25 protein-coding genes and 1 tRNA gene are annotated in these 25,830 nt (G+C 63.2%); 14 read left to right on the plus strand and 12 right to left on the minus strand.

Translation table 11 applies throughout. From position 1 onward, the window contains the following. Positions 1-62 precede the first annotated feature (62 nt). A complete protein-coding gene (locus tag AC1RT2_RS13620; protein WP_069060146.1) occupies positions 63-767 on the plus strand; it encodes a Crp/Fnr family transcriptional regulator in 705 nt (234 codons plus the stop codon). 38 nt (positions 768-805) lie between these two features. Continuing rightward, positions 806-2,650, plus strand: coding sequence for a CHASE2 domain-containing protein (locus AC1RT2_RS13625; RefSeq protein WP_493102589.1), 1,845 nt, complete (start codon positions 806-808; stop codon positions 2,648-2,650). Here the strand turns inward: AC1RT2_RS13625 and AC1RT2_RS13630 are convergent. Next, positions 2,647-3,285 carry a FecR family protein gene (locus AC1RT2_RS13630; protein ID WP_493102590.1) on the minus strand — a complete coding sequence of 213 codons (639 nt, stop codon included), beginning with the start codon at positions 3,283-3,285 and terminating at the stop codon, positions 2,647-2,649. The genes AC1RT2_RS13625 and AC1RT2_RS13630 overlap by 4 nt on opposite strands. A 186-nt stretch (positions 3,286-3,471) precedes the next feature. Between AC1RT2_RS13630 and AC1RT2_RS13635 the strand changes: the two genes are divergently transcribed. Beyond that, on the plus strand, positions 3,472-4,506 hold the full coding sequence (locus AC1RT2_RS13635) for a tetratricopeptide repeat protein (protein ID WP_493102592.1): 1,035 nt from the start codon (positions 3,472-3,474) through the stop codon (positions 4,504-4,506). Between the two features lie 48 nt (positions 4,507-4,554). Here the strand turns inward: AC1RT2_RS13635 and AC1RT2_RS13640 are convergent, their stop codons facing one another. Next, positions 4,555-5,589: a proline racemase family protein gene (locus AC1RT2_RS13640; RefSeq protein WP_493102594.1), complete on the minus strand. Its 1,035-nt coding sequence runs from the start codon at positions 5,587-5,589 to the stop codon at positions 4,555-4,557. Between the two features lie 205 nt (positions 5,590-5,794). On the opposite strand from AC1RT2_RS13640, the gene spdA reads away from it, so the two are divergent. Both spdA and AC1RT2_RS13650 read left to right on the plus strand, forming a co-directional pair. Continuing rightward, entirely contained in the window at positions 5,795-6,601 is an 807-nt protein-coding gene (spdA, locus tag AC1RT2_RS13645) for a 2', 3'cyclic nucleotide phosphodiesterase SpdA (RefSeq protein WP_493102596.1), read from the plus strand. Positions 6,602-6,726: 125 nt separating this feature from the next. After that, positions 6,727-7,362, plus strand: coding sequence for a DUF1236 domain-containing protein (locus AC1RT2_RS13650; protein WP_493102598.1), 636 nt, complete (start codon positions 6,727-6,729; stop codon positions 7,360-7,362). 47 nt (positions 7,363-7,409) lie between these two features. Here AC1RT2_RS13650 and AC1RT2_RS13655 read toward each other — a convergent pair whose 3' ends face one another. From AC1RT2_RS13655 to AC1RT2_RS13675, 5 genes are all read right to left on the minus strand, one after another. After that, the gene (locus AC1RT2_RS13655; RefSeq protein WP_493102600.1) at positions 7,410-8,657 is read right to left on the minus strand and encodes an alpha/beta hydrolase; all 1,248 of its coding nucleotides are present in this window, start codon (positions 8,655-8,657) and stop codon (positions 7,410-7,412) included. A 163-nt stretch (positions 8,658-8,820) separates the two neighbouring features. Further along, positions 8,821-9,303 (minus strand): SRPBCC domain-containing protein, encoded by a 483-nt coding sequence (locus AC1RT2_RS13660; protein ID WP_493102602.1) that lies wholly within the window; start codon positions 9,301-9,303, stop codon positions 8,821-8,823. Between the two features lie 86 nt (positions 9,304-9,389). Continuing rightward, positions 9,390-9,466, minus strand: a tRNA-Arg gene (locus tag AC1RT2_RS13665). A 133-nt stretch (positions 9,467-9,599) separates the two neighbouring features. Continuing rightward, on the minus strand, positions 9,600-11,069 hold the full coding sequence (locus AC1RT2_RS13670) for a sensor histidine kinase (protein WP_493102604.1): 1,470 nt from the start codon (positions 11,067-11,069) through the stop codon (positions 9,600-9,602). Positions 11,070-11,256: 187 nt separating this feature from the next. Continuing rightward, positions 11,257-13,263: a methyl-accepting chemotaxis protein gene (locus AC1RT2_RS13675; protein ID WP_493102606.1), complete on the minus strand. Its 2,007-nt coding sequence runs from the start codon at positions 13,261-13,263 to the stop codon at positions 11,257-11,259. A gap of 421 nt (positions 13,264-13,684) precedes the next feature. Here AC1RT2_RS13675 and rpmH point away from each other — a divergent pair, with 421 nt between their 5' ends. From rpmH to yihA, 5 genes are all read left to right on the plus strand, one after another. Beyond that, positions 13,685-13,822 carry a 50S ribosomal protein L34 gene (gene rpmH, locus AC1RT2_RS13680; protein WP_083242913.1) on the plus strand — a complete coding sequence of 46 codons (138 nt, stop codon included), beginning with the start codon at positions 13,685-13,687 and terminating at the stop codon, positions 13,820-13,822. A 33-nt stretch (positions 13,823-13,855) separates the two neighbouring features. After that, on the plus strand, positions 13,856-14,248 hold the full coding sequence (rnpA, locus tag AC1RT2_RS13685; protein ID WP_069060155.1) for a ribonuclease P protein component: 393 nt from the start codon (positions 13,856-13,858) through the stop codon (positions 14,246-14,248). Then, on the plus strand, positions 14,248-16,044 hold the full coding sequence (gene yidC, locus AC1RT2_RS13690; protein ID WP_493102608.1) for a membrane protein insertase YidC: 1,797 nt from the start codon (positions 14,248-14,250) through the stop codon (positions 16,042-16,044). Before rnpA ends, yidC begins: the two co-directional genes overlap by 1 nt. Before the next feature lie 220 nt (positions 16,045-16,264). Further along, a complete protein-coding gene (locus tag AC1RT2_RS13695) occupies positions 16,265-17,176 on the plus strand; it encodes a DMT family transporter (protein WP_493102610.1) in 912 nt (303 codons plus the stop codon). Between the two features lie 52 nt (positions 17,177-17,228). Beyond that, positions 17,229-17,882, plus strand: a complete 654-nt coding sequence (yihA, locus tag AC1RT2_RS13700; protein WP_493102612.1) for a ribosome biogenesis GTP-binding protein YihA/YsxC — start codon at positions 17,229-17,231, stop codon at positions 17,880-17,882. 82 nt (positions 17,883-17,964) lie between these two features. Here yihA and AC1RT2_RS13705 read toward each other — a convergent pair whose 3' ends face one another. The 3 genes from AC1RT2_RS13705 to AC1RT2_RS13715 all read right to left on the minus strand — a co-directional run bounded on the left by AC1RT2_RS13705 (position 17,965) and on the right by AC1RT2_RS13715 (position 19,981). Then, the gene (locus tag AC1RT2_RS13705) at positions 17,965-18,522 is read right to left on the minus strand and encodes a fasciclin domain-containing protein (RefSeq protein WP_069060159.1); all 558 of its coding nucleotides are present in this window, start codon (positions 18,520-18,522) and stop codon (positions 17,965-17,967) included. A 188-nt stretch (positions 18,523-18,710) separates the two neighbouring features. Beyond that, entirely contained in the window at positions 18,711-19,445 is a 735-nt protein-coding gene (locus AC1RT2_RS13710; protein ID WP_069060160.1) for an anti-sigma factor, read from the minus strand. Next, positions 19,442-19,981 carry a sigma-70 family RNA polymerase sigma factor gene (locus tag AC1RT2_RS13715; RefSeq protein ID WP_069060161.1) on the minus strand — a complete coding sequence of 180 codons (540 nt, stop codon included), beginning with the start codon at positions 19,979-19,981 and terminating at the stop codon, positions 19,442-19,444. Before AC1RT2_RS13715 ends, AC1RT2_RS13710 begins: the two co-directional genes overlap by 4 nt. 131 nt (positions 19,982-20,112) lie before the next feature. Between AC1RT2_RS13715 and argB the strand changes: the two genes are divergently transcribed. Beyond that, a complete protein-coding gene (gene argB, locus AC1RT2_RS13720; protein ID WP_069060162.1) occupies positions 20,113-21,000 on the plus strand; it encodes an acetylglutamate kinase in 888 nt (295 codons plus the stop codon). A 33-nt stretch (positions 21,001-21,033) separates the two neighbouring features. Here argB and AC1RT2_RS13725 read toward each other — a convergent pair whose 3' ends face one another. After that, the gene (locus AC1RT2_RS13725; RefSeq protein ID WP_493102616.1) at positions 21,034-21,936 is read right to left on the minus strand and encodes a DMT family transporter; all 903 of its coding nucleotides are present in this window, start codon (positions 21,934-21,936) and stop codon (positions 21,034-21,036) included. Between the two features lie 102 nt (positions 21,937-22,038). Between AC1RT2_RS13725 and AC1RT2_RS13730 the strand changes: the two genes are divergently transcribed. Both AC1RT2_RS13730 and AC1RT2_RS13735 read left to right on the plus strand, forming a co-directional pair. Beyond that, positions 22,039-22,734 carry a pyrimidine 5'-nucleotidase gene (locus AC1RT2_RS13730; protein WP_069060164.1) on the plus strand — a complete coding sequence of 232 codons (696 nt, stop codon included), beginning with the start codon at positions 22,039-22,041 and terminating at the stop codon, positions 22,732-22,734. Positions 22,735-22,862: 128 nt separating this feature from the next. Then, positions 22,863-23,816, plus strand: a complete 954-nt coding sequence (locus AC1RT2_RS13735) for an EF-hand domain-containing protein (protein ID WP_493102618.1) — start codon at positions 22,863-22,865, stop codon at positions 23,814-23,816. A gap of 81 nt (positions 23,817-23,897) precedes the next feature. On the opposite strand, the gene AC1RT2_RS13740 is transcribed toward AC1RT2_RS13735, so the two are convergent. Beyond that, entirely contained in the window at positions 23,898-24,797 is a 900-nt protein-coding gene (locus AC1RT2_RS13740; RefSeq protein ID WP_493102620.1) for an LOG family protein, read from the minus strand. A gap of 174 nt (positions 24,798-24,971) precedes the next feature. Here AC1RT2_RS13740 and dapD point away from each other — a divergent pair, with 174 nt between their 5' ends. After that, a complete protein-coding gene (dapD, locus tag AC1RT2_RS13745) occupies positions 24,972-25,829 on the plus strand; it encodes a 2,3,4,5-tetrahydropyridine-2,6-dicarboxylate N-succinyltransferase (RefSeq protein ID WP_493102622.1) in 858 nt (285 codons plus the stop codon). The last annotated feature ends 1 nt before the right edge of the window (position 25,830 follow it).

The following is a 25,830-nucleotide window of genomic DNA, read 5'->3' on the forward strand; positions in this document are numbered from 1 at the left end:
CGAAAGTTTCGGCGAGCGGCGCGTGTTTTGTTTTCGTCAGCGGCGGTCGGGGGAAACCGGATATGAACGAGATCAACAAGAGTGCCGCATTCTGGCGTTCTTTCCCGATTTTCGAGGGATTCAACAAGGAAACGCTGATCGAGATCGCCGGAATCGCGACCTGGCGCAAATGGTCGCCCGGCACGGTGATCTTCCAGCGCGGCGACGAAGGCACCTATCTCATCGTGCTCGTCTCCGGCCGCATCAAGCTTTCGCTGATCACGCCGCAGGGCAAGGAACTGTCGCTGCGCCAGCTCGAAGCCGGCTCGATCCTCGGTGAAATGGCGCTGCTCGACGGCCAGCCACGCTCGGCGGACGCCACCGCCGTGACGGCGACCGAAGGCTATGTGATTTCCAAGCGCGATTTCATCGACATCCTGACGCGGAATCCCACGGCGGCACAGGCGATCATCCACTATCTCTGCACCAAGCTGCGCGAAACGACGGAGCAGCTCGAAACCATCGCGCTCTACGATCTCGATGCCCGCGTCGCCCGCTTCTTCCTCGCGACGTTGCGCAACATCCACGGCGAGGAACTGCCGGACAGCGCAAACCTCCAACTCTCGCTCAGCCAGACCGAGATCGCCAGCATCGTCGGCGCCAGCCGGCCCAAGATCAACCGCTCGATCCTCGCGCTGGAAGAGGCCGGCGCCATCCGGCGCAATGATGGTATCATCCACTGCCATATCGGCCGGCTCTACGGCATCGCCGAGCCGGATGACGACTAGGCCGACTGCGGCTTACACTTCAACGGAAGCGGCCGATCATGTTCGCCAAGAGATATAGACCGCTCGTCGCCGGCCTTGTGGCCAGCCTTGCCGGTGCGCTGGCGCTGTTTTCGCTCGGCGAAACGGCGCTGGAGCAGCAGCGTGAATACTATTTCGACGCGCTGACCCAGGCGGTGCCGGCTCGCCAGAGCGATAGCATCATCGTGGTCGACATCGACCGCAAGGCCTTCCAAAGCTTGCCGGACAAGGAGTGGACGCGCACGCAGACGGCAGGGCTGATCGAGCGGCTTGCCGCTGCAAAACCGACGGCGATCGCCTTCGACTTCATCTTCTCAACCGATTGCGCAGCGGAAGAGCCCGCCAATGCCGCGCTGGCAAACGCCATCGGCCAGACGCCGACCATTCTCGGCTTCCTCATCGGCGAGGCGACGGACGGCGCGCCGCACCCGATCCCCGCGCTTGCCCTGCAACGGCCGGTGACTATTCCGGACCTCTGGTTCATCGACGGCGCGGAAAGCTCCTGCGCCTTCCTGCAGGACAAGGCGGCGGCAGCAGCAGCGGCCTTCCTGGTCGGCGACGAGGACGCGGTGGTACGCCGCGTGCAGGCTTATGCGATCCTCGGCAATGCGGCCTATCCGTCGCTCGGCGTGGAAGCGGCGCGGCTGGCGGCCGGCGCGGGCACGCCGGTGCTCGGCGGCAACCCCGCCTGGGTGCGGCAGGATTCGCGCATCCTGCGGCTCGACGAGGATGGCAGCCTGCGCTTTGTGGCAAGCCGGGCCGACACGGTGGGCGCGCGCACCTTCTCCGCGGCGGATATCGTGGCGGGCCTGGTGCCGGCCGAAAGGATCGCCGGCAAGGTCGTACTGATCGGCAGCAGCCTGCCCAATCTCGGCGGGCTCAGGACCAGCGCCTCCATGACGCTCGAACCCTCCGTGCAGATCCATGCGGACGTCGCAAACTCCATCCTGACCGATCACATCCCGATGCGCGATACCGGCCTCTTGCCGATCGAGGCGGCCCTGGCCTTCGTTGCCGGTGCGGCGGCGGCGCTGGCGGCGGCGCGGCTTCGCCCGCTCTGGGCGGCATTGGCCGGTCTCGGGCTTGTCGGCCTCGTGTTCGGCGCATCGGTCCTCGTCTATATGCAGACAGCGCTTCTGTCCGACGCGGTCGGCGTTTCGCTGATCGTGGCGACGGCGGCGCTTGTCACCGGCCTGCTGCAGTTCGCCCATGTGCGCCGGGCGGAAGCCACCGCCCGCCAGCGTTTTGCCCAGTACCTGCCACAATCCGTCGTCTCGCGCTATATCGACAACCCGGATCTCGGACGCGTCGCCGGCGAGGAGCGGCAGGTGACGGCGGTGTTTACCGATATCGAGGGCTTTTCCTCGCTCTCCAAGAAGCTCGGCCCGCATGATTTGGTCAAGCTGCTGGACATCTACTACACCGAGGTGAACGCGCTCGTCGCCCGCCATGGCGGTATGGTGGACAAGGTGGTGGGCGACGCCGTGCACGCGCTCTTCAACGCGCCTGACGATCTCGACCATCATGTCGACAAGGCACTCGCCTGCGCCGATGACATCCGCACGCTGACCGAGGAGATGCGCCGCCGCCCCGGCTTCCTCGAACAGGAGTTCGGCCGCACGCGCATCGGTATCGAAACAGGCATGGTGGTGCTGGGGGAAGTGGGCGTCGGCGGCAAGCTCGACTACACGGCGCACGGCAATTCGATGAACCTGGCGGCCCGCCTGCAGGATGCCAACAAGTTCCTCGGTACCCACATCTGCGTCGGCCCGCAGGCGGCGAGCGAAACGACCCGGCCACTGCGCCCCATCGGCAGCCACGAAATCCGTGGCTTCGGCCAGATCGAACTGTTTACCTTCGACTAGCGAATACCAACGCTGGCATAGGCCTCGCGGATGCGGGCATCACCCCATTGCGCGACCTCGCTGGGTGCAGCACCCGGCGTCGCGATATCGACGCCCTGGCCGCGGCCGACCTGGCGTGTCACGCCGCCGCCGGTGACCTCGACGAGGCCGTGCTCCACGAAGACGCCGAAGACGCCGCGGCTGGGACCGGCGAAGAATTTCGTGCCGCGCACGCCGATCATGCCGAAGGCGGTGCGCATGGTGAGGTCGATCTTGGCAAGGCCCTCCGGCCGGTCGAAGACCATCTGCCCGGTGCCGAGCTCGATTGTGCCGCCCTGCCCCGCGATGAAGGTATCGATCAGCAGCTCCGTGTCGCTGCCGAGCAGCAGGCTGGTGTCATCGCCGAGTTCGAGCGAGGCAAAACTCTTGGCACCGGTCTTGACGAAATCGTGGTCCATCAGGCTGGCGCCGGCCTTCAGACCCTCCAGGAGGTTTTCCTGCTTGCGGGTGACGTCGCCGGTGATTTCCACCGCCTTGCCGATGATCGCGTTGGCCTGTGTTGCGCGAACGCCGATACCCGTCAACGCCAAGGCGCCGCCAGCAATGAAAAGCCTGCGGCTGAGGGTGATCGGTTCAAAAGCCTTGAGCGTTCGCATGACACACCTTTCGGACGGGACAAGCCGTCGGATGGAATTGAACTGATAGGGCCGGCCCGTCAATCGCACAAGCCGCCTGTGCTGCATCCGTTATGCGCCGCTCTTCCCGTTCCCTCTGTTCCCGTGGAAACAGCCGCCGCCCACCAGTCGTCTAAGGTGCGGTCATCCAACGAAGGGAGACGGATCATGATCACACGATCCACAGGTATGAAGACGGCTGGCCGCGCCCTTTTCTTCGCGGCCCTTCTTGTCGGTGCCGCAAGCGGCGCTGAGGCAAACACGCTTTCCATCGAAGCCCGCTGCGACCAGAGTGCCGGCAGCCGGTATGACAGCACGCGCAACAAGGCCTTCGCGCCGGTCGCGCTGGAAGACATCCAGATCGGCGCGGCCCTTTCGGCCTGCCGCGAGGCCTACAATGCCGGCGGCGGCGCGCGCATGGCCTTCCAGCTTGCCCGGGCGCTGGAGCGTGCCGGCCAGAATCTCGACGCCATGAAGCTCTATGCGGAGGCAGCGGCGCTGGGCCACACCGTGGCCATGGTCAATTACGGCGCGATGCTCGGCAAGCGCGGCGACCCTGCCGCCGAATTCAGCCACTACAAGAAGGCCGCGGAAATGGGCGACGTGCTGGGCGCCTACAATCTCGGCGTCGCCTATCGCGACGGCATCGGCACGGCGATCAACGGCGCGGAAGCGGCCCGCTGGTTCGACAAGGCGGCGGCGGCCGGCGACGAAACAGCGGCCTTCAATCTCGGCGTTCTGCTCGACGACGGCAGCCTCGTGGGCGAGGACAACGCGCGGGCCGTGGCCTTCTACACGCTTGCGGCGAAAGGCGGCAGCGTCGACGCGATGATCAACCTTGGCCTCATGCTGGAATCCGGCGAAGGCATCGAGCAGGATCTCGCAGCCGCAGCCGGCTACTTCAAGCAGGCCGCCGACCAGGGCGACAGCTACGGAAAGCTGAAATTCGGCCTGATGCAACAGAGTGGCACCGGCATCGTCAAGAACATCGAGCAGGCGGTCAACAGCCTCGTCGCTGCCTTCGAGATGCGCGATGTCGATCTCGAAGTCATCCTGCGCGACCAGCCGGAGCAGCTGAGCGCCGATGCCCGCCTCGCCATCAAGCAGGTTCTGGCCAAGCGCGACCTGATCGACGACGCCGGCAATGCAGAGATCGACCCGATCACGCTTGGCGCCATTGAGAAGCACTACGCCAAAAAATAAGGCTGCGCGGCCCGGAGAGGTGATCCACTCCGGGCCGAACTTTGTGCCTTAGCTGATCTCACCGGCCTGCGGACCCCAGGTATCCGTCATCGCAAAACCGTTCGCCAGCGGGTCCGTCGGATCAAGCGCGATCTGGTGCAGGCCGAACGTCCAGCCGCGGCCGGTGATGGTAGGGATGATGGCCGTGCGGCCGGCAACCACGGTTTCGGCCTGCAGCCCGACCTCAAATTCCGAGCCGATGATGGAGCGCGAGCGGAACGTATCGCCCACCTTGGCAAGGCCGCGCGCATGCAGCGTCGCGAGGTTGGCGGAGTTGCCGGTGCCGCAGGGCGAACGGTCGACGCGGCCGGGCCACATCGTTGTCGCCGTGCGCACCATGCCGTCCGGATCGCGGTCACGGAACATGACGTAGGCAACGCCGTTGATTTCCGGGATTTCCGGGTGCACGACCTTCATCGACTTGTTGATCAGGTCCTTCAGCGCCATGCCGGCATCGACGAGCGCGCGGGCATTGGCCTTCTCGATCTTCGTGCCGATCTGGTCGACGTCGACGAGCGCATAGAAGATGCCGCCATAGGAGATGTCAAAGCGCACACGGCCCCAGTGCGGCGTGTCGATTTCGACATCGAGCGCTTCGACGAAGGACGGCACCATGGTGAGCTTGACCTTTTCACAGCGTCCGTCGTGGCAGGTCGCCGTCGCCTTGACGAGACCCGCGGCCGTGTCGAGCACGACGATGGTTTCCGGCTCCTTCATCTCGACGATGCCGGATTCGAGCAGCGCCGTGGTGACGCAGATCGAGTTGGAGCCCGAGGAGGCGTGCGCCTGATCGGCCTGGAGGATGATGAAGCCGGCATCGGCTTCCGGGCGCTTGGCCGGCACCAGCAGGTTGACCGAGCCGGTCGCCGCCGCACGGGGTTCCAGGCAGAGGAAGCGGCGCAGGCTGTCATCGACCGTGTTGATGTGGTTAAGCTGCTCGGCGATCGTGTTGCCGGGAATCTTCGGCACGCCGCCGATCGCCACCTTGCCGATCTCACCTTCGCAATGAACGTCCAGCAGCTGGATCGTGCGCTTCCATCTCATGTCGTCGTGCTCCGTCTTCGCCGGTCCGCCGGCTATTTCTGTCCCGCACGGCACGTGCCAGGGATCGATTGGCTTCGTCTCTCTGATATATCAGATTGTCATGCGTTCCAACTGCTTTTCATGCGACAGGATTGCGCGCTACGACTGGCTTCCGGCCCAAATGTTCCTTGGGGCGCCGAGCATCATCCCGCCAAGAGACCTTTCCATGACCAAACTCATTGTCTTTACCGATTTGCACATGGTGCCCGAGGGTTCGACGATCATCGGCCTCGATCCCTATCAAAGGCTGCTCGCCGGCATCGAACACGTCAACCGCTATCATGCCGATGCCGACCGGGTGATCTTTACCGGCGACCTGACGCATCGCGCCGACACCCAGTCTTACGAACGCCTGCGCGACCTGCTCTCTCTGCTCGTGCCACCGGCGGCGATCACCATCGGCAACCACGACTATCGCGACCGCTTCCTCGAGACCTTCTCGCATGTGACACCGGACGAGGACGGCTTCGTGCAGCAGGCGATCGACTTCGATGATTGCCGCGTCGTGCTGCTCGATACGCTGTTTGCGCCGCCCTACGACTACCCGATGAGCCATGCCGGCTATCTCTGCGAAAAGCGCCTCGCCTGGCTCGACCGCACGCTTGCGGGCGCCAATGGCCTGCCGGTCCTCCTCTTCATGCACCACCCGCCGCACAAGACGGGTTTTACCGGCATGGATGCGATCCGGCTCGGCAACGAAGACGCCTTCTACGATCTCGTGCTGAAACACGGCAATGTCCGCCACATCTTCGCCGGCCATGTGCACCGCACGATCGGCGGCTCGCATCGCGGCATTCCCTTCTCGATCTTCAAGAGCCCGGTGCATCAGCAGCCGATGCCCTTCGACATGCCGAACGCCTCGCTTTCGGTCGACGAACCGGCCGCCTATGGCATCGTCGTGGTGACGGAGGAAGGGTTGCAGGTGCACCATGAGGATTATGAAATCGCAAGGCGCGAAGCGGAAATCGCCTGATAGCGCCGGTTAACGCGCGTTACACAACGTGACAGGCCGCGCCGCTGGTCCGGGGGAACAGAGCAAAGCATGTCACGTTGTCTCCGCCGAAGGGGTGGGAAACCCAACTTTCGAAGGAGAAAGACATGCGCAAGATTCTCATGGCTGGTGCGGCCCTCGCACTCATCGGCGCGACTGTTGCCCATGCCGACGACGCCGATAAGGAAGTTCTCGGCGGCGCTGCCGGCGGGGCCGCCGGTGCGACCGTAGGCGCCGTCGTCGGCGGCCCGGTCGGCGCGATCGTCGGCGGCGTAGCCGGTTTCGCCATCGGCGCTGAAGCCGCCGTGCCGGATGACGCCCGCGTCTATGTGCTGGAAAACCCGACGCCGCCGGTCGTTCTGCAAGGTCAGGTGACGGCCGACACGCGCTTCGACGACACCGTCACGCTGACGCCGATCCCGGATCACCCGGACCTCGCCTATATCTATGTCGACAACCGCCCGGTCATCGTGCGGATCGACAGCCGCCAGGTGATCTACGCGCCGGAAATCGAGACGACGGCGAGCATTTCTGCCGACATCCCGGAAACCACCATCACCTATGTCGAACGTAACCGGCTTGAGCCGGTCATGCTGGAAGGCCCGGTCGAAGCCGGTGCGCTGATCCCGGAAACCGTGCAGATCGTCGAAGTGCCGGAAAGCCCCAGCTACGGCTACATCTATGTCGATGACCGACCGGTTCTCGTCGACCGCAACACCCGCGAAGTGATCTGGGTCCGGTAATCGCCTGACACGATTGAGCAGAAGGGCGGCCCGAAGGGGCCGCCTTTTTACTGCCCGACGGCGGTCGTGGTGGTGTCTTCGACGGCGTTGCCGAAGCGTCGCCATTGATCATCGTAGTTCTTGCGCGTCACAGGATCGAAGACGGCGATCGGCGTGGACACCACGATGCTCGCCGCACTCCCCACCGTCTGGGCCGTACCCAGCGCAACGGCACCGAGCCGTTCGCCCAAACCAATTTGTGAGTCCGAGACCGCCTGCCCATCGATCAGGCGATTGCCGATGAGGCGCACGACATCGGGGCTTTCGGCAAATTTTCCATGGTTGAGGCGATCACCGGATTTCAGCGCCGTCAGGTCGAGCACGGTTATGCCCTGCTTTTCCAGCATCGAACGATAAGGCTCTTCAGCCGGATTGATCTGGCCGAGCCGATCGACATTGCCGGAGATGCGGCGCGAGAGCGTCAGCGCCCGGTCGTCGCGCGAGACGAACAGGGTAAACTTCGGCTTGTCCTTGCCAAGCGCGCGAAGCTGCTGGCCGAAGACATCGACGTCAAGGTCGGGCGAGGCCAGGATGACCTGCTGGATCTTCTTCGGCACATGCCCATCACGGATCGCCATCTGGCGCAGCGTCTCGACGGCAAGCCACGTCCCCATGGAATGGGCCATGATGGTGATTTCGCCGACCTTTGGTGAATTGACGGCGGCCCGCAGCAATTCCTCCAGCGCATCGCGCGAATAGTTCGTGCTTTCCTTGTCGTAGGAATAATCGAAGATGCTGGCACGCGACGGCCAGGTGAAGATCACCGGTGCGGCGTCCGTCTTGGAATCGTGTACGATCTGCGCGAAGCGGTAGACCGCATCCTCATAACGATTGTTGAAACCGTGTACGAAGATCAGCACGCGCCGGCTCTTCGGCAGGTTCTGGTCAAGCCACGCACCACCGGCCTTCGCGCCATCGACCGGCGTCACGCTGACCGTCGAAAAGCTCTTCATGGGGTCGGCCGGCAGCTTTTCCGGCCACTGCACCTGTCCGACCTCGCGTTTGTCTTCCGGCGGGATGGAGACGACGATGTCGTTCATCAGGAGATCGGAGCCGCGTTCACCGGAAAACAGCACGCCCGGCTGGCTGGATCGCGCGCGCGTCGTGGCGACAAGAAGATTGACCGTCGACACGCCCGCCGGTGTTTCACCGCTCGGCACCAGAACACCTTCCGGCCGGCCGGCGCAGCCCGCCAGCACCAGCAATCCGGCGAGTATCACGCAACGCAATACGCGCGGTATTTCACGGTTCGTCATGTCCCGCTTCCTTCCGCTATTCCTGTTTCGCCGGCGCTACGCAGACACCGTTGCTGCCTGCTTAGCCGAGTGAGGGATGGTTTTGAAGGGACGCGAGGCGGCGGAGCCTCAAGGCCAGGATCAGAGGCGGCAGCGCGTGTCATATCGGCCACGCCCACCCCGCTTAAGCGTCGGCGCGACCAACCATGTATGCCGCGAGATTGTCGAGGCTGGAACGCAAACCGACGTCATGATCCTCCGGCCGAGTGCCAAGCGGCACGTTTTCGCAGGCAATAGCGACAAGCGTACCGTCCGGATGCGGCTCGAAAGACCAGGTCATGCGCATGGTCCCGGCAAAAGCCGGATCGCCTGAAACGAAGTCGATATCCTGAACGACACGCTCACCGGGCACGAGCGTGACAAACCGCCCCTCGACGATGTCGCTGTCTGCCGAGCTTTTGCCCGCACCCGGCGCGGAATAGAAGAGCACCAGATGAAAGCGCCCGCCTTCACGTGCGTCAAACGCCTCAACCCGCGCCGTCATGCCCTCCGGCGGCAGCCAGACGGCAAGGGCGACGGGATCGACGAGGCCTTCATAGAGAGCAAGCGCCGGCGCAGCGATGACCCGCGAGGCACGATCAACCCGTGTTTGCGCAGTTGAAGCCAATTCGCTCTCCACATGGACGGCGCAGCAACAAACCAAGCGCACGATCGGCGCATGCTAACAAATGAAGTACATGACTGGAAAAGAAATGGCGCACCCGAAGAGATTCGAACTCCTGACCCCCAGATTCGTAGTCTGGTGCTCTATCCAGCTGAGCTACGGGTGCGCTGGCAACGGGGTGTGTATTGCCCGGCTGCGAGGCGGTTCCTAAAGGGTGCGCCGGCTTATTGCAAGCGCCTTTCTGAGAAAAAATGTACTTTTTTCATCGTGCCGTCACATCCCGCCCGGAACACCGGGCTTTATGCGCGGTGGCGGAAGGCGTCGAGGGGGACGGGGCGGTCCGGCAGTTCGATGCGGAAGAGCGTGCCGGGCGTTACCTTCTCGACCAGCGCGATCGTGCCGCCATGGGCGAGCACGAGTTCGCGGGCAATGGCCAGGCCAAGCCCGGTGCCGCCGGAGCGCGCGGAGCCACGGAAGGCGGCAAACAGGTTTTCGCGGGCCTTGGCCGGCATGCCGGGGCCGTTGTCATCGATGGCGATCGACACCACGCTGCCGGTGCGCAGGCCCGTGACGAGCACGGTGCGCCGCTCGACGCTGTTGGCCTGCGACAGCGCCTCGACGGCGTTGCGGCAGAGATTGTGGATGACGCGAAAGAGTTGCTCGCTGTCGGCGTCGACCTGAAGGCCAGGCTCGACCTGGAGCGTAAATTCGATATCGCCGCGCGAATCGAGTGCCAGCACCTCCGAGACCTCCTGCACCAGCGGGCGCAGCGCTACGAAGCGACGACGCGGCTCCGGCTCGCGCATGCGGCCATAGGAAAGCACCTCATTGGTATAGCCGACGGCCCGGTCGATGCTGCGCAGCAGTTTTGGCGCGACGCGCTTGACCACCGGGTCGTCGACATCCGACAGGCGGTCGGACATGAGCTGGGCGGAAGACAGGATGTTGCGCATGTCGTGGTTGATCTTCGACACGGCGAGGCCGAGATCGGCGAGGTTCTTCTGTTCCTTCAGCGTGCGTTGCAGCGTCTGCTGCATGGCGGCGAGGTGGACGCCGGCGACGGCAATCTCGTCGCGCCCGCCGGAAGGCTCCAGCACGCGGCTCGGATTGGACGGGTCGGCGGTGAATTCCTGGATGTTCGCCGTCATGCGGCGGATCGGGCGGATCAGCAGGCGATTGAGCGCGAAGAAAATCGGGCTCGCCGTAACCAGCGAGATGATCATCGACAGGATGAAGACGTTGCGCGCATAGCCGAGCATGGCGCGGCGAAGCTTGTATTCATCGAGCAGCAGTTCGATGCGCGTGCTCGATTCGCCAACCGGCCCAAAGACGCGGATGATGCGGTCGCCGCCGAAGACCAGCGTATCGAAGGCGTCGTAGATGGAGGTGAGCGTCGAGACGTCGGAGAGGTCGTATTGCGCATCGATGCTCGGCGGAATGTCGACGGCGGCGACGATGCGCGAGGCATCCTGCTTCTTCAGCACGATCGCCTTGGCGCCGGTCGCCATCAGGGTCTCTGCCTGCACCGCACGCGGCAATTCCTGGTCCGGCAGGCCTTCGATGACGACGCTGGCGGCAGCGGCCGTGTTCAGCCGGTCACGCAGCCATTGCAGGCGCATGTTGGCAACCGAGGGCACGAAGATCAGCACCTCGGCGATCAGCACGAACACAGCGGTCAGCAGGAGAAGCCTGCCCGACAGGCCGGACAGGAAGCTGACCGCCGGTACCGGCTTCTCGGTCAAGGACGGTACCCCGTCTCTGTCCACCATCTGCAAAACTCCAGGACAGGCCGCAGCGCGGCTCACAGATCGTGACGAAGGATCGACGCACCTTCAGTTCACGTCCGACAGCCAATTATAGGAGATTGCGGCAATTTTTCCAACGCAGTGGCCGCAAAAGCAAAAGCGCGGCGATCTTGCGACCGCCGCGCCCGTTTTGCGGGAATCCGGCTACCGATCAGAACTCTTCCCAGTTCTCCTGGGCAACGGCCGCCGTCGCGGTCGAACGGTTGCCACCGAAGGCGCGGGCGACATTGCCCATCATGCGGCGGGCCGGCGATTCGACCGGGCGGGTTTCGGCCCGCACGGCGGCCACCCGCTGAACGGCATCGCCGGTGCGGAAGCGCGCGACGAGATCGGCCAGGCTGTCCGCCTCGCCTTTCAGCTTGTGCGTGGCGGCCGAGGTTTCCTCGACCATCGCGGCATTGTGCTGGGTGACCTGATCCATCTGGTTGATGGCGGTGCTGATCTCCTGGAGACCCGTCGCCTGTTCGCGCGCCGCGGTGGCGATCGCATGGATGCGCTCGTTGATGGTGACGACGCGGGTCTCGATGTCGGAGAGGGCGGAGCCGGTCTCCTGCACATATTTCACGCCGACCGACACTTCGGAACCCGACTTGGTGATGAGGCCCTTGATGTCCTTGGCGGCACTGGCGGCACGCTGGGCGAGTTCGCGCACTTCCTGGGCGACGACGGCAAAGCCTTTGCCAGCTTCACCGGCGCGTGCGGCCTCGACGCCGGCGTTCAGCGCCAGCAGGTTGGTCTGGAAGGCGATCTCGTCGATGACAGAGATGATCTGGCTGATCTCGCTCGAGGCCTGCTCGATGCGGCCCATGGCGTCGATGGCGTTGCGCACGATGGCGCCGGACTGCTTGGCGCTCTGCGTCGCCTCGCCGACCATCGTGCTTGCTTCGTTTGCCCGTTCCGTCGAATTCTTGACGGCTGCGGTGATTTCCTCGAGCGCGGCGGAGGTTTCCTCAAGCGCTGCGGCCTGCTGCTCGGTGCGCTTGGACAGGTCGTCGGAGGCCGTGCGCAATTCGCCGGAATTGGCGTTGATCGCGTCGGTCGAACCGCGCACCTCGCGCATGGTGCGCTGGAGGGTGGCGAGCGTCGTGTTGACGTTCTGCTGCAACTCGGCGAAGGCGCCGCGGAACGAGCCGTCCATGGTCTGCGTCAGGTCGCCATCGGCGAGTGCGCCAATGACGCGGCGGGTTTCGGCAATGCCCTCTTCCACGCCGGAGACGAGTTCGTTGACGCTGCGGGCGAAGCGGTTGAGGTCCTCGTTCTGGTAGTCCTTGCTGATGCGCGAGCTGAAATCGCCAGCTGCGGCAGCATGCACGACGGTCGCGATGGAGGACTGGAGGTCGGCGCTCTTCTCGCGCAGGATCTGCTCCTGGGCATTGAGATCACGCACGGTGATGGCGTTCTGCCGGAAGATCGCAACGGCGCCGGCCATTTCACCGATCTCGTCCTGACGGCCAGCATAGGGCACCTCGGTGTCGAGGTCGCCGCCAGCGAGGCGCTTCATCGTCTCGGTGACGTTCTGGATCGGGCGGCTAAGCTGGTTGGTCGCGATGTAGAAGGCGACGCCGCCGCCGAGCACGAGGCCGGCACCAACCGTACCGAGCACGAGCGTCAGCATGAGGGTTTCGAAGGCCGAAATCTCGGCCTTGATCGTCGTCAGGTTCTCGCTGTCCGTCTGCACGACGGCATCGATTTCCTTCTGGAAAGCCTTGCGGTTGGCGCGGTTGAGCTCGTTGTTGCCCTGCTCGTTGGCAGCGGCAATCGAGACGGTCGTGCCGAGACGGGCGGTTTCCGTGCGGAAGGTGCGGAATTCCGCAGCACGCGCCACGACGGCGTCGAAGGCGGCCTTCTGTGCATCCGGCACGCTCGGACGCCACTTGCTCAGCGTCTCGTCGATACCGTCGAGTTCCTTGGTGATACCATCGGCGAACTTCTTCGCACCATCCGTATCCTTGGACGCGTAGACGCCGCGGGCTTCCATGACGACGGCCGTGACCTGTCGGTTCAGGTGCTCCCCGAGGAAGGCGCGGTCGGCGGCGTTCTCATACTGATGGAGCTTGTCGCTGTATTCCGAAACCACATGGACGGCTATGCCACCGATGAGGACCGAGATGAGCCCCATCAAACCCACGATGAGGTAAATCCTGCCGCGTATCTTCACGTCAAACTCCAAAGCCGTGCTTGAGAACTGACAAGACCGCACAGCCGCCTCGCCCTTTGATAGGGACGATAAACGCTAAAAGTTAACTAGACTTTGATGCAACCGCCCGGACCGGCCACGATTAACCGACCCCTAATATTGCGATGCAAATATTTCTTGAAGAAAATCAAATACCTCGCCACACTTAACGTAAGGGAAGTCTGAATTTCATTAAGGGAATACAATCTTGAGTTGCCGTCATCTTAACGATTATGACAATCCGGCAGGCCACAGAGCCGCAATTGACTTTCCGCCGGTTTTGCCTTTATAAGCCGCGCACGTCTGGAAAGATGCCTTCCCGCGAGGGACTGGCTATGCCGGACTTTCAACACTGCTTGCGTAATGCAAACCAAGAAGGGCCGCACACCGCGGTATTAAATAAATGACAAAGCGTACCTACCAACCCTCCAAGCTTGTTCGCAAGCGTCGTCACGGCTTCCGTGCCCGCATGGCTACCAAGGGCGGCCGCAAGGTCCTGTCCGCACGCCGTGCACGTGGCCGCGCAAGCCTCTCGGCCTAAGGCCGTGCCTGCCCGGAACAGAGGCGACGGGCAATGACGAAGACTGTTAGACAATCTGCTGTCGGACGGCTGAAAAGCCGTCCGCAGTTTCTTTTTGTGCGCGAAGGCGAGAAACGCAGGGGACCCTTGTTCCTTCTCGAAGTGCGCGACCGGCAAGCGCCGGACGAACAGCCCCGCGTCGGCTTCACCGTTACCAAGAAACACGGCAATGCCGTGGAACGCAATCGCATGCGGCGGCGCCTGAAAGAGGCGGTGCGGCTATCCGCCGGGTTTGCAATGGAGCCCGGACACGACTATGTGGTTGTCGCCAGACGGGACGTGTTGAACGCGCCCTTCAAAACCCTTGAAGCCGGTCTCAAGGAGAGGATCGCGACAAGGCAGAAACAGAAGCAGCAGCAGCGCCCTGCTGCTCCCGGGAAAGAGTGATGGAAAACAACCGCAATTATTTCGTGGCGATCGCGCTGTCCGTCGTGATCCTCATTGCCTGGCAGTTCCTCTATGTGAACCCCAAGCTGGAGAAGGACCGCGTCGCACTCGAGGCACAGCAGGCCCAGATCCAGCAGACGACGACGACGGCCGGCGGCACCACGACCACCGCCACGGGAACCAGCGGCACGCTGCCGGGCGGCGCGGCAACCGGCACGACGACCGAGACGCGCGAGGCTGCCCTTGCCAGGTCCGCCCGCGTCGAGATCGACACGCCTTCGCTTTCCGGTTCGATCAACCTGACGGGCGCCCGCTTCGACGACCTGAAGCTCAAGGACTTCCACGAGACCGTCGACAAGACGAGCCCGATCATCACGCTGCTCAGCCCGGCCGAGACCGAACACGGCTATTTCGCCGAAATCGGCTATGTCGGCAGCGATGCGACCGGCCAGGTTCCGAACCCGCAGACCGTCTGGACGCAGGACGGCACCGGCAAGCTGACGCAGACGACCCCGGTGAAGCTGACCTTCACCAACGACAAGGGCGTCACCTTCACCCGCACCATCTCGGTCGATGAGCATTACATGTTCACCGTCGCCGACAGCATCGAGAACCGTACGGACGCCGCAATCGCCCTTTCGCCCTACGGCCGCACGACACGCTTCTTCAAGCCGAAGGATCCGTCCGTCTACGTGCTGCACGAAGGCTTTATCGGCGTGCTCGGCGCGCTCGGCCTGCACGAAGTGAAGTACACCGCGGCCGAGGAAGACACGACGGTCGCGCCCGGCAAGGCGACTGGCGGCTGGCTCGGCATCACCGACAAGTACTGGGCGACCGCGCTCGTGCCGCCGCAGGCGACGCCCTACGAGACGCGCTTCTCCTACTTCACGGATGGCCGCCCGCGTTACCAGGCGGATTACCGCCAGGACGACATCACCATCGCGCCCGGCCAGAAGGTCGACGTCAAGAACCTGTTCTTCGGCGGCGCCAAGGAAGTGCCGATCATCGATCAGTACGAGACGTCCTACTCGATCCCGCAGTTCGACCTGATGATCGACTGGGGCTGGTTCTGGTTCTTCACCAAGCCGATGTTCCAGCTGATGGACTTCATCTACCGCTACTTCGGCAATTTCGGCGTGGCGATCCTGATCACCACGATCATCGTCAAGGCCCTGTTCTTCCCGCTCGCCAACAAGCAGTACGCTTCCATGGCGAACATGAAGAAGATGCAGCCGAAGATGGAAGAGCTGAAGGCCAAGCACGGCGACGACCGCATGGCGTTGCAGCAGGCGATGATGCAGCTCTACAAGGAGGAGAAGATCAATCCGCTGGCGGGTTGCTGGCCGATCCTCCTGCAGATTCCGGTCTTCTTCGCACTCTACAAGGTGATCTACGTCACGATCGAAATGCGCCATGCGCCGTTCTTCGGCTGGATCCAGGACCTCTCCGCGCCCGATCCGACGTCGCTGTTCAACCTGTTCGGCCTGCTGCCCTACGACGTGCCGCACTTCCTGATGATCGGCGTCTGGCCGCTTATCATGGGTGTCACTATGTTCCTGCAGATGCGCATGAACCCGACGCCGCCGGATCCGACCCAGGCGATGATCTTCACCTGGATGCCGCTGATCTTCACCTTCATGCTGGCGACCTTCCCGGCCGGTCTCGTGATCTACTGGGCCTGGAACAACACACTGTCGATCATCCAGCAGGCGATCATCATGAAGCGCCAGGGCGTGAAGATCGAACTCTTCGACAATCTCAAGGGATTGTTCGGAAAGAAGGCCGGATCATCCTGACGACGCTTTCAGCGAACCTCATGCAAACCCCGGCCTTCGCGCCGGGGTTTTCTTTTGCCTGATTTTTCAGCACGGCCCGCTTGCGACACGCCCCCGTCGCTGGCATGGAAGCATGGCGAACAGGCTGCTGGCATGTTCGCGACAATGTCTTTGTCTTTCACGCAATTCCGGACGCAAAACCGCTTTACACTTTTGCCGGAACTGCTCTAGCGAGCGCCCCATGTCCGCTTCATCGCTTCCGGTTACCCCCACCCTCCCGGACAGCCGAGGGCAAGGGTATGGCGCGGCGCTCGTGCTCGGCTCCGCCTTCGTCTGGAGCTTTGGCGGCACGCTGGCACGCTTTCTCCATATCGAGGACGGCTGGACGGTCGTTTTCTGGCGTTCGCTCTTTGCCGCCCTCTTCCTGCTCGGCTTCATGCTGGTGCGGGACGGGCCGCGCGGCACGGTGCAGCTCTTCAAGGGCATGGGCCTTGCCGGTGTCGCCGTCGGCGTTTGTTTCGCGACGGCTTCCACCTCGTTCATTCTTGCGCTCGCCTACACGACCGTCGCCAATGTTGTGCTGATCCAGGCCGGCGTGCCGCTCATCGCCGCGCTGATGGCCTGGCTGCTCTTCCGCGAGCGGATCGCGGCCCATACCTGGCTCGCCATCGCGGCCGTCATCGGTGGCGTCGCCATCATGGTCTCGGAATCGCTCGGTGGCAGCGTGTCGATGATGGGCGATGCACTCGCCATCCTGATTGCCTTTGCCTTTGCCACGGCGACGATCATCACCCGCCGCTTCGCCCATGTGCGCATGACGCCGGCCGTTTTCCTCGGCACGGTGATCGCCTGCGCCACGGCGGCAAGCCAGACCTCCGGCTTCGCCGTCACCGGGCAGGAGCTTGGCGTCCTCATCGTCTTCGGCGCGCTCAATTTCGGCCTTGGCCTCGCGCTTTTCGTCACCGGCGCGCGCCTCATTCCCTCGGCGCTCGCCGCGCTGCTCGGCACGGCCGAGACGGTGCTTGCGCCGCTCTGGGTCGCCGTCATCCACGGCGAGGTACCGGGCGCCCGCACGGTCATCGGAGGCTTCATCGTGCTTGCGGCGCTGCTCTGTTACCTTGGCGTAGAACTCTGGCGGCAGCGGCGCGCTTGACTTTCGCGGCCAAAACCGGGAAGCCGGGGGCCAGACAACAAAGGCCAGACTTATGACCGAGACGACGTCACCGGGCGACAAGCCGCTGTTCGGCAGGCCGTGGATCTTCATCCGCGGCGTGCCGGCCATGAAATTCCTGCCGCCGGAAGGCCCGCCGGAGGTTGCCTTCGCCGGGCGCTCGAATGTCGGAAAGTCGTCGCTGATCAACGCGCTCGTCGGGCACAAGGGCCTGGCGCGCACTTCGAATACGCCGGGCCGCACGCAGGAACTGAACTACTTCGTTCCGGACGGATACACCGGCGCCGAGGACGACCTGCCGCCGATGGCGCTGGTCGACATGCCCGGCTACGGCTACGCCCAGGCGCCGAAGGAACAGGTCGATGCCTGGACCAAGCTCGTCTTCGATTACCTGCGCGGCCGTTCCACGCTGAAACGCGTCTATGTGCTGATCGATAGCCGTCACGGCATCAAACCCAATGACGACGAGGTCTTTGCGCTGCTCGACAAGGCGGCCGTCTCCTATCAGGTCATTCTGACAAAGACCGACAAGATCAAGGACGTCGCGGTGCCGCGGCTCGTCGAGGAAACCCGGCTGAAGATCATCAAGCGTCCGGCGGCCTATCCTGAAGTGCTGTCCACCTCGTCGGAAAAGGGCCGTGGGCTCGACGACGTGCGCAACGCCATCCTCACCGCGATTACGCGCTAAAAAGGCCGCCGGCGGAACCGGCGGCCCAAGGCTGACGAAGGCTGACCCGCGCTGGGTTTCGAGGCGGGCGCGGGTTTAGAGGTCAGGCCTTCGGCAGCAGAACCTTGTCGATGACGTGAATGACGCCGTTCGACTGCTTGACGTCGGCGATCGTCACGGTCGCCACACCGCCCGTCTCATCCGTCAACGTGATCTTGTCGCCATCCATCTTGGCCGACAGCATGCAGCCACCAACGGTCTTGACCGGGTGATTACCGCCGTCATCGGCAATCATCTTGCCGATTGCCTCGGACAGCGCGTTTGCCGCGACCACATGGCAGGTCAGCACCTTGGTGAGCTGGTCCTTGTTTTCCGGCTTCAGCAGCGTATCGACCGTGCCGGCCGGCAGCGCCTCGAAGGCGGCATTCGTCGGCGCGAAGACGGTGAACGGGCCGGCGCCCGAAAGGGTCTCCACCAGGCCGGCAGCCTTCACCGCGGCGACCAGCGTCGTATGGTCCTTCGAATTGACGGCGTTTTCGACGATGTTCTTGTCTTCGAACATCGCCGCGCCGCCGACCTTCGGATTTTCGGCATGGGCAGCAAAAGCGCCGAGCGCGAAGACGGAGGCGAGGGCGGCGGTGCGAAGGGTGAAACGGCTCATGGGGTGGATCCTTCCTTTTCGGCCCGCATTATGCGGGTCCTCCCGTTTGCGATGCCCAACGGGCGATCATTGTGAGCAACGGGAGCTTTGGAAAAAGAGTTTCAGGACGGCCAATCTTTTTTATAAATCCTTGATCGGAAAATAAAAAAGCCGCGCAAAGCGCGGCTTGTGGCATTGACCGATCGGGATCAATCGAAGCGCGCGGCACCGGATGCGATGACCGGGCCGGTCGCGCTGCCGGTTGGCGAGCCGCCGAAAGGCTCGACGCTGACCGCCAGCACCGCGCCCTGCACGAGGCGGCCGCGCATGACCGCCGGCACCGCCAGTTCCCCCTCACCCGTCTGCGGCAACACGCCGAGCGAGACCGGCGCCTTGCCCTCCTCGACGAGCCAGAGTTCGAGCGACTTTTCCTTTTCCTTGCCGGCTGCAACAGGGGTGACGCGCAGCGCACCGTTCGCCTCGTCGTAACGGGCCACCAGATTGATCGTGGCGCCCTCGCCGGAAAGATCGGCGACCAGCCTTCCGCCGCTCATCGGGCGCGGCGCCAGTAGCGCACTCATCGAGAAGGCGAGCCCGGCGGCGACCGCGAGCGAAGCAAAGGCGAGCGAGCGCCAGAGCGCCAGCGAATTCCAGAAACCACCGGAAACCTTGCCGGAAAAAGCCGCGTCGGGCGGTGTCGTGCCGAGAATGCGCTGCTCGATGGCGGAATAGGCGCGCGGCGGCGGTTGCATCGCCTCGTAGTCGTCGTTGAAGGTCGAGAGGTTTTCCTCCCAGCGGTTCACCATGGCGGCGAACTGACGATCCTGCGCAAGCCGCGCCTCCACCTTGCGGCGGTCTTCGGCGGAAAGCACCCCGAGCACATATTCGCCGGCGATCACCTCGTCGCGGCGGGGGTCTCTCATGTCTTTGTCTGACGCCGTCATCGGCTCATGCACTCTCTCAGTTTCAACAGGCTTCGGCGAAGCCAGGTTCTCATCGTGTTCAGCGGCACGCCATGGATTTCGGCGAGTTCCTCATAGCTCAGGCCCTCTATATAGGCATGCCGGACGGCCGATGCCCGGTCGGGCTCCAGCTCTTCCATACAAATATCGATTCGTCGGCCCTCCGACCTGAGCACGACCGCCTCCTCCGGCGACATGAGCGGGTCGGCGATATCATAAGCTTCATCGATGTCCGTTGCCACCGGTCTTCGTGCGCGAATGACGTCGATCGCGTGGTTGCGCGCGACCGCGGCGAGCCAGGCCATCGGGTGCACATTTCCAGCCACGTAACGATCGGCGCGCTGCCAGATCTTGACGTAGACCTCCTGCAGCGCTTCTTCGGCTTCGCTTCTGTCTCTGAGGATACGCAAGCAGACGCCGAAAAGTTTCGCGGCGCTCGCATCGTACAGCGCGGCGAAGGCCTTGCGGTCCTTCAGGGACACGCGGCCGATGAGGTAGGAGATGTCATTGCCGGTCACGCGCCGCTCCTTGCCTGTCGCGCCCGCAACCTAGTCTTTTTGCCCGGCCATGCGCAATCTCGTATGCGAATCATTCCATCGTCACAAAACATGCGTTAAACAGGCCGCCACCAAAGTCCCAAGAGGCCGCCATGTCCCTATCCGAAAGCGAAACCCAAGCCCGCCTTCTCGCCCAGGCCCTGCCCTACATGCAGCGCTATGAGAACAAGACCATCGTGGTGAAATATGGCGGCCACGCCATGGGCAATGCGGAACTCGGCAAGGCCTTTGCAAGCGACGTCGCGCTGCTCAAGCAGTCGGGCGTCAATCCGATCGTCGTGCACGGCGGCGGCCCGCAGATCGGCGCCATGCTGACCAAGATGGGCATCGAATCGAAATTCGAAGGCGGCCTTCGCGTCACCGACCAGAAGACGGTCGAGATCGTCGAGATGGTGCTGGCCGGCTCGATCAACAAGGAAATCGTCGCGCTCATCAACCAGACCGGCGAATGGGCGATCGGGCTGTGCGGCAAGGACGGCAACATGGTCTTTGCCGAAAAGGCCAAGAAGACCGTCGTCGACCCGGACAGCAATATCGAGCGTATCCTCGATCTCGGCTTCGTCGGCGAAGTGGTCGAGGTCGACCGCACACTGATCGACCTGCTCGCCAAATCCGAGATGATCCCGGTCATCGCGCCGGTGGCACCGGGTCGTGACGGCCATACATACAACATCAATGCCGACACCTTTGCGGGTGCCATCGCCGGCGCCCTGAACGCCACGCGCCTGCTGTTCCTCACCGACGTACCGGGCGTGCTCGACAAGGACGGTCAGCTCATCAAGGAGCTTTCGGTCGCGCAGGCCCGCGAACTCATCAAGGACGGCACGATCTCCGGCGGCATGATCCCCAAGGTCGAGACCTGCATCGACGCCATCAAGGCCGGCGTGCAGGGCGTCGTCATCCTCAATGGCAAGACCGCGCACTCCGTCCTGCTCGAAATCTTTACGGAGCACGGCGCGGGCACGCTGATCGTGCCCTGATGCTCTCGCCGGCGGTCTCGGCCGCCGGCTCCGCTACCAGAACAGCAGGCCCAAGATTCCGCAGACGATGAGCAGGCATCCCGCCACTTCCGTGCGGTTCACCCGCTCGTGGAAGAGGAAGTAGGAGGCCATGAAGGTGAAGACCAGTTCGATCTGGCCGAGTGCGCGCACATAAGCGACCTGCTGGAGGCTCATGGCGGTGAACCAGCAGGCGGAGCCCAACACGCCGGCAATGCCCACCAGCGATGACGACCGCCAGCTTTTCAGCACCTGCACGATTTCGTTCTTGTCCTTCCACAGCATCCAGACCAGCATGAAAGCCGTCTGGAAGGTGGTGACGCAGGCCAGCGTGACGGCGGCGTTCATGATCGGGCCGGGGCCATCGAGCGACAGCGACGCACTGCGATAGGCGACTGCCGAAACGCCGAAGACGGCACCCGACGCGATGCCGATCAGGGCGGTGCGGCTGGTCAGCGCAGCGAACGTGTTGCGCCACGAGAGCGGTGCGCGGGCGACCGAAATCAGCATCACCCCGATGACGCCGACGATGATGGCGATGACGGCGCCGAAAGTGATGCGTTCGCCGAGCAGCACGAAGCCGAAGATCGCCGCCTGCACCGGTTCCGTCTTGGAATAGGCGGTGCCGACCGCGAAATTCCGAAGCGAGAACAGGTAGACCAGCAGCATGGTCGCATAGATCTGCGCGAGACCGCCGATCACCGCCCAGAAGGCAAAGGCGCCGTTAAACGTCGGAAAGGGAAGGCCGACGAGCCAGTGCAGGACCACCACATAGAGGATCGCCAGCGGAAAGCCGTAGCCGAAGCGCACGAAGCTCGCACCGCGCGTGCCGAGCTTGCCCTGCAGATGCTTTTGCAGGGCCGAGCGCAGGTTTTGCATGAAGGCGGCGGCAATGGTGATGGGGATCCAGAGTTCCATGTCCTGCCGCTAGCATGCGGGCCAGGTCAAATCCATCGTCCGCAAAGACGTGCGCTGAAAATTCCATTTCCCTCGGCAATCGGCCATGTCATAAGACGCTCCATGACCGATCTTCCGAACAAAGCCGATTTCGCAAATGTGCGTGACTGGGTCTTCGACCTCGACAACACGCTCTATCCGCATCACATCGATCTCTTCGCCCAGATCGACAAGAACATGACGGCTTATGTCTCGGCGCTGCTGGGTCTCTCGCGCGAGGACGCGCGGACCTTGCAGAAGCAGTATTATTACGATCACGGCACGACGCTGAACGGGCTGATGATCCACCACAAGATCGATCCGGCCGATTTCCTCGAAAAAGCGCACGCCATCAATTACGACGTGCTGTCGCCCGACCTCTCGCTCGGCGATGCGATCCAGGCTTTGCCCGGCCGCAAGTTCATCTTCACCAATGGCAGCGTGAAACATGCCGAGATGGCCGCCAAGGCGCTCGGTATCTTCCACCATTTCGACGACGTCTTCGATATCGTCGCGGCGGAATATGTACCGAAGCCGGCGGGTGCGACCTATGACAAGTTCATGGCGCTGCACCGGGTGGATACGGGCCATGCCGTGATGTTCGAGGACCTGCCGCGCAATCTTCTCGTGCCCAAAACACTCGGCATGAAGACGGTGCTGCTTGTTCCCCGCGACGAAGGCCACGAATTCGTCGACGCCTGGGAAAAGCGGACGGACGATGACAAGCATATCGACTACATGACGTCGGATCTTGTCGGCTTCCTCAACGCCCTGCTCTAGCCGAACACAATCCTGACACGGAAAAAACCGTTTCTTGTCAAAAGGTTAAATTACCAATTTGTAACTGGTGAAAGCCGGCGTTCTCCCTATCCTGCCCTCAGGGACAAGATGGATACAAGGAAACGACCATGGCTAGAAAAGACCCTCTTCTCGGCGCCGTAGCAGCCAGCCTTCTTCTTTCGGGTATTGCCGCCCCCGCTTTCGCCGCCAAGGGCGAGGGCAAACATGGCGAGCGTGGTGCTGCGATGATCGAGCGCCTCGATGCCGACAAGGACGGCAAGGTCTCGCTCGACGAGTTCAAGACCAATATCTCCGCGACCTTCAAGACCTTCGACGCCGATGGCAACGGCCAGGTGACGAAGGACGAGATCAAGGCGCGCCGTGACGCCTTCAAGGATGCCCGCAAGGCTGTTCGCAATGCGGCCGATGCCGATAAGGACGCCGCGCGCGAAGCGCTCCAGGCGGCCGGCCCCTTCATGCTGCCGGGTGCCGGTAAGATGTTCGACCGTACCGATACGGACAAGAACGGCACGCTTTCGGAAGCCGAAGTGCTCGCCTCGGCGGAGAAGATTTTTGCGCGCCACGACAGCAACAACGACGGCGCCATCGACACGGCGGATGCCCGCCCGATGAAGGGCAAGGGCCACCACGGCAAGGGTGGCGAAGAACGCGCCGAACGCATGCTGGAGCGCCTCGACACCAACAAGGATGGCAAGGTCTCGAAGGACGAAATGCTGGCTCAGGCCGCCGCAACCTTCCAGCGCTTCGACGCGGACAAGAATGGCGAGGTGACGAAGGCGGAAGTCGATGCCAAGCGCGACGCCTTCCGTGACGCCCGCAAGGCGTTCCGCGAGGTGAAGGCGACTGATGGCGAAGCCAGAGAGGCCGCCCGTGAGGCGCTGCGCGATGCGCGTATGGACCGCATGGGTACCCGCATGTTCGAGCGGGCAGACGCCGACAAGAACGGCACGCTGACCAAGGCAGAAATGGAAACCGCCGCCGCCGCGATGTTCAAGCAGCGCGACAGCAACGGCGATGGCTTCATCACCACCGACGAGGTCGGCAAGCGCCACAAGAAGTAAGTATTCCTAGCAGCACGTCCGACTGAAACGCCCCGGTTCGCCGGGGCGTTTTTTTGATGGTTTCGCCGACGCAGTGTCGCCTCAGCCGTGCGCCACAGCGGCGGCAGCATTTTCCGCTTCCATCGTCTCATAAAACTTCACGATAATGTCCCAGGCCTCGTCCGCGGTCTCGACGAACTGCATCAGCTCGACATCCCCCGGCGCGATCGTGCCGAAGGCGGCGAGGGCGTCGAAATCGATGATCTTGTGCCAGAAGGCCTTGCCGAACAGGATGAGCGGCACCAGTGCCATGCGCCCGGTCTGCATCAGCGTCACCGTCTCGAACAGCTCGTCCAGCGTGCCGAAGCCGCCCGGGAACACCGTGACGGCCTTGGCGCGCAGCAGGAAGTGCATCTTGCGGATCGCGAAATAGTGGAAGTTGAAGCTCAGCTCCGGCGTGACATAGGGGTTCGGCGCCTGCTCATGCGGCAGCACGATGTTGAGGCCGATCGACGGCGCGCCGACATCGGCCGCCCCGCGGTTGCCCGCTTCCATCACGCCCGGGCCACCACCGGTGACGACGACATATTCCTTGTAGTCGAGTTCGGCGGACCGCTCGGAGCACATGCGCGCGAATTTCCGCGCTTCCTCGTAGTAGACCGAGGCCGCTTCGAGATTGGCACGCTGCGTCTCATTGCGCGCCGCCCAGGCGTCCATGCCGGGAGCTGGAATGCGCGCGCCGCCGAACATGACGACGGTCGACTTGATGCCGCGCTCGGCGAGCATCATCTCGACCTTCAAGAGTTCGAGCTGGAGGCGCACCGGGCGCAGCTCTTCACGGCAGAGGAAATCGTCGTCGACATAGGCCAGGCGATAGGCGGGGTGTGCCGATTGCGGCGTCTGCGGCACCACGGCGGCGCGGTGCTTGTCCTGCGCGCTGTCGGCCAACGGGTCCCATACGCCATCCTTGCGGCGCAGGCTCTTCTTCTTCAGTCTTGCCATGTCACTTCCTGCTTTCAAGTCTCACGGGATTACCATTTCGCCCGTGCGACAGTATCTGCCGGAAAGGGGCTTCATCTTTCCCGGCACTTGCTCTAGAGCATTTTGCTGATTGATGAAATCGACCTTCCGGCATCCCGACCATCGAAAATAAGCGTCGAAGTTTAAGGAATTCCGATGAACACGTCCAACCTGTCCGCCCTTTCCGCAACCATCGACCGCGCCTTCGAGGAACGGGACAGCATCTCGACCTCCACGCGCGGCGAAATCCGCGATGCGGTCGAGACATCGCTGAACCTGCTCGACACCGGCAAGGTGCGCGTCGCCGAACGCGGCGAAGACGGTAACTGGACGGTGAACCAGTGGCTGAAGAAGGCCGTGCTGCTCTCCTTCCGCCTCAACCCGATGGAAATCATCAAGGGTGGCCCGGGCGAATCCGCCTGGTGGGACAAGGTGCCCTCCAAGTTCGATGGCTGGAGCGTCAACGAATTCGAAAAGGCCGGCTTCCGCGCCGTGCCGAACTGCATTGTGCGCCGTTCGGCCTATATCGCCCCGAACGCCATCCTGATGCCCTCCTTCGTCAATCTCGGCGCCTATGTCGGCGAAGGCACAATGGTCGATACCTGGGCGACGGTCGGCTCCTGTGCGCAGATCGGCAAGCATGTGCATCTCTCCGGCGGCGTCGGCATTGGCGGCGTGCTGGAGCCGATGCAGGCCGGCCCGACGATCATCGAGGACAATTGCTTCATCGGCGCCCGCTCGGAAGTCGTCGAAGGCTGCATCGTGCGTGAAGGCTCCGTGCTCGGCATGGGCGTCTTCATCGGCAAGTCGACCAAAATCGTCGACCGCGCGACCGGCGAAGTGACCTATGGCGAAGTGCCGCCCTATTCCGTCGTCGTCGCCGGCTCCATGCCTTCCGACAAGACCATGCCGAACGGCCTGCCGGCCCCCGGCCTCTACTGCGCGGTCATCGTCAAGCGCGTCGATGCGCAGACGCGCTCCAAGACCGGCATCAACGAACTGTTGCGAGACTAAG

The organism is Shinella sp. GW821-FHT11G07 (assembly GCF_058808115.1).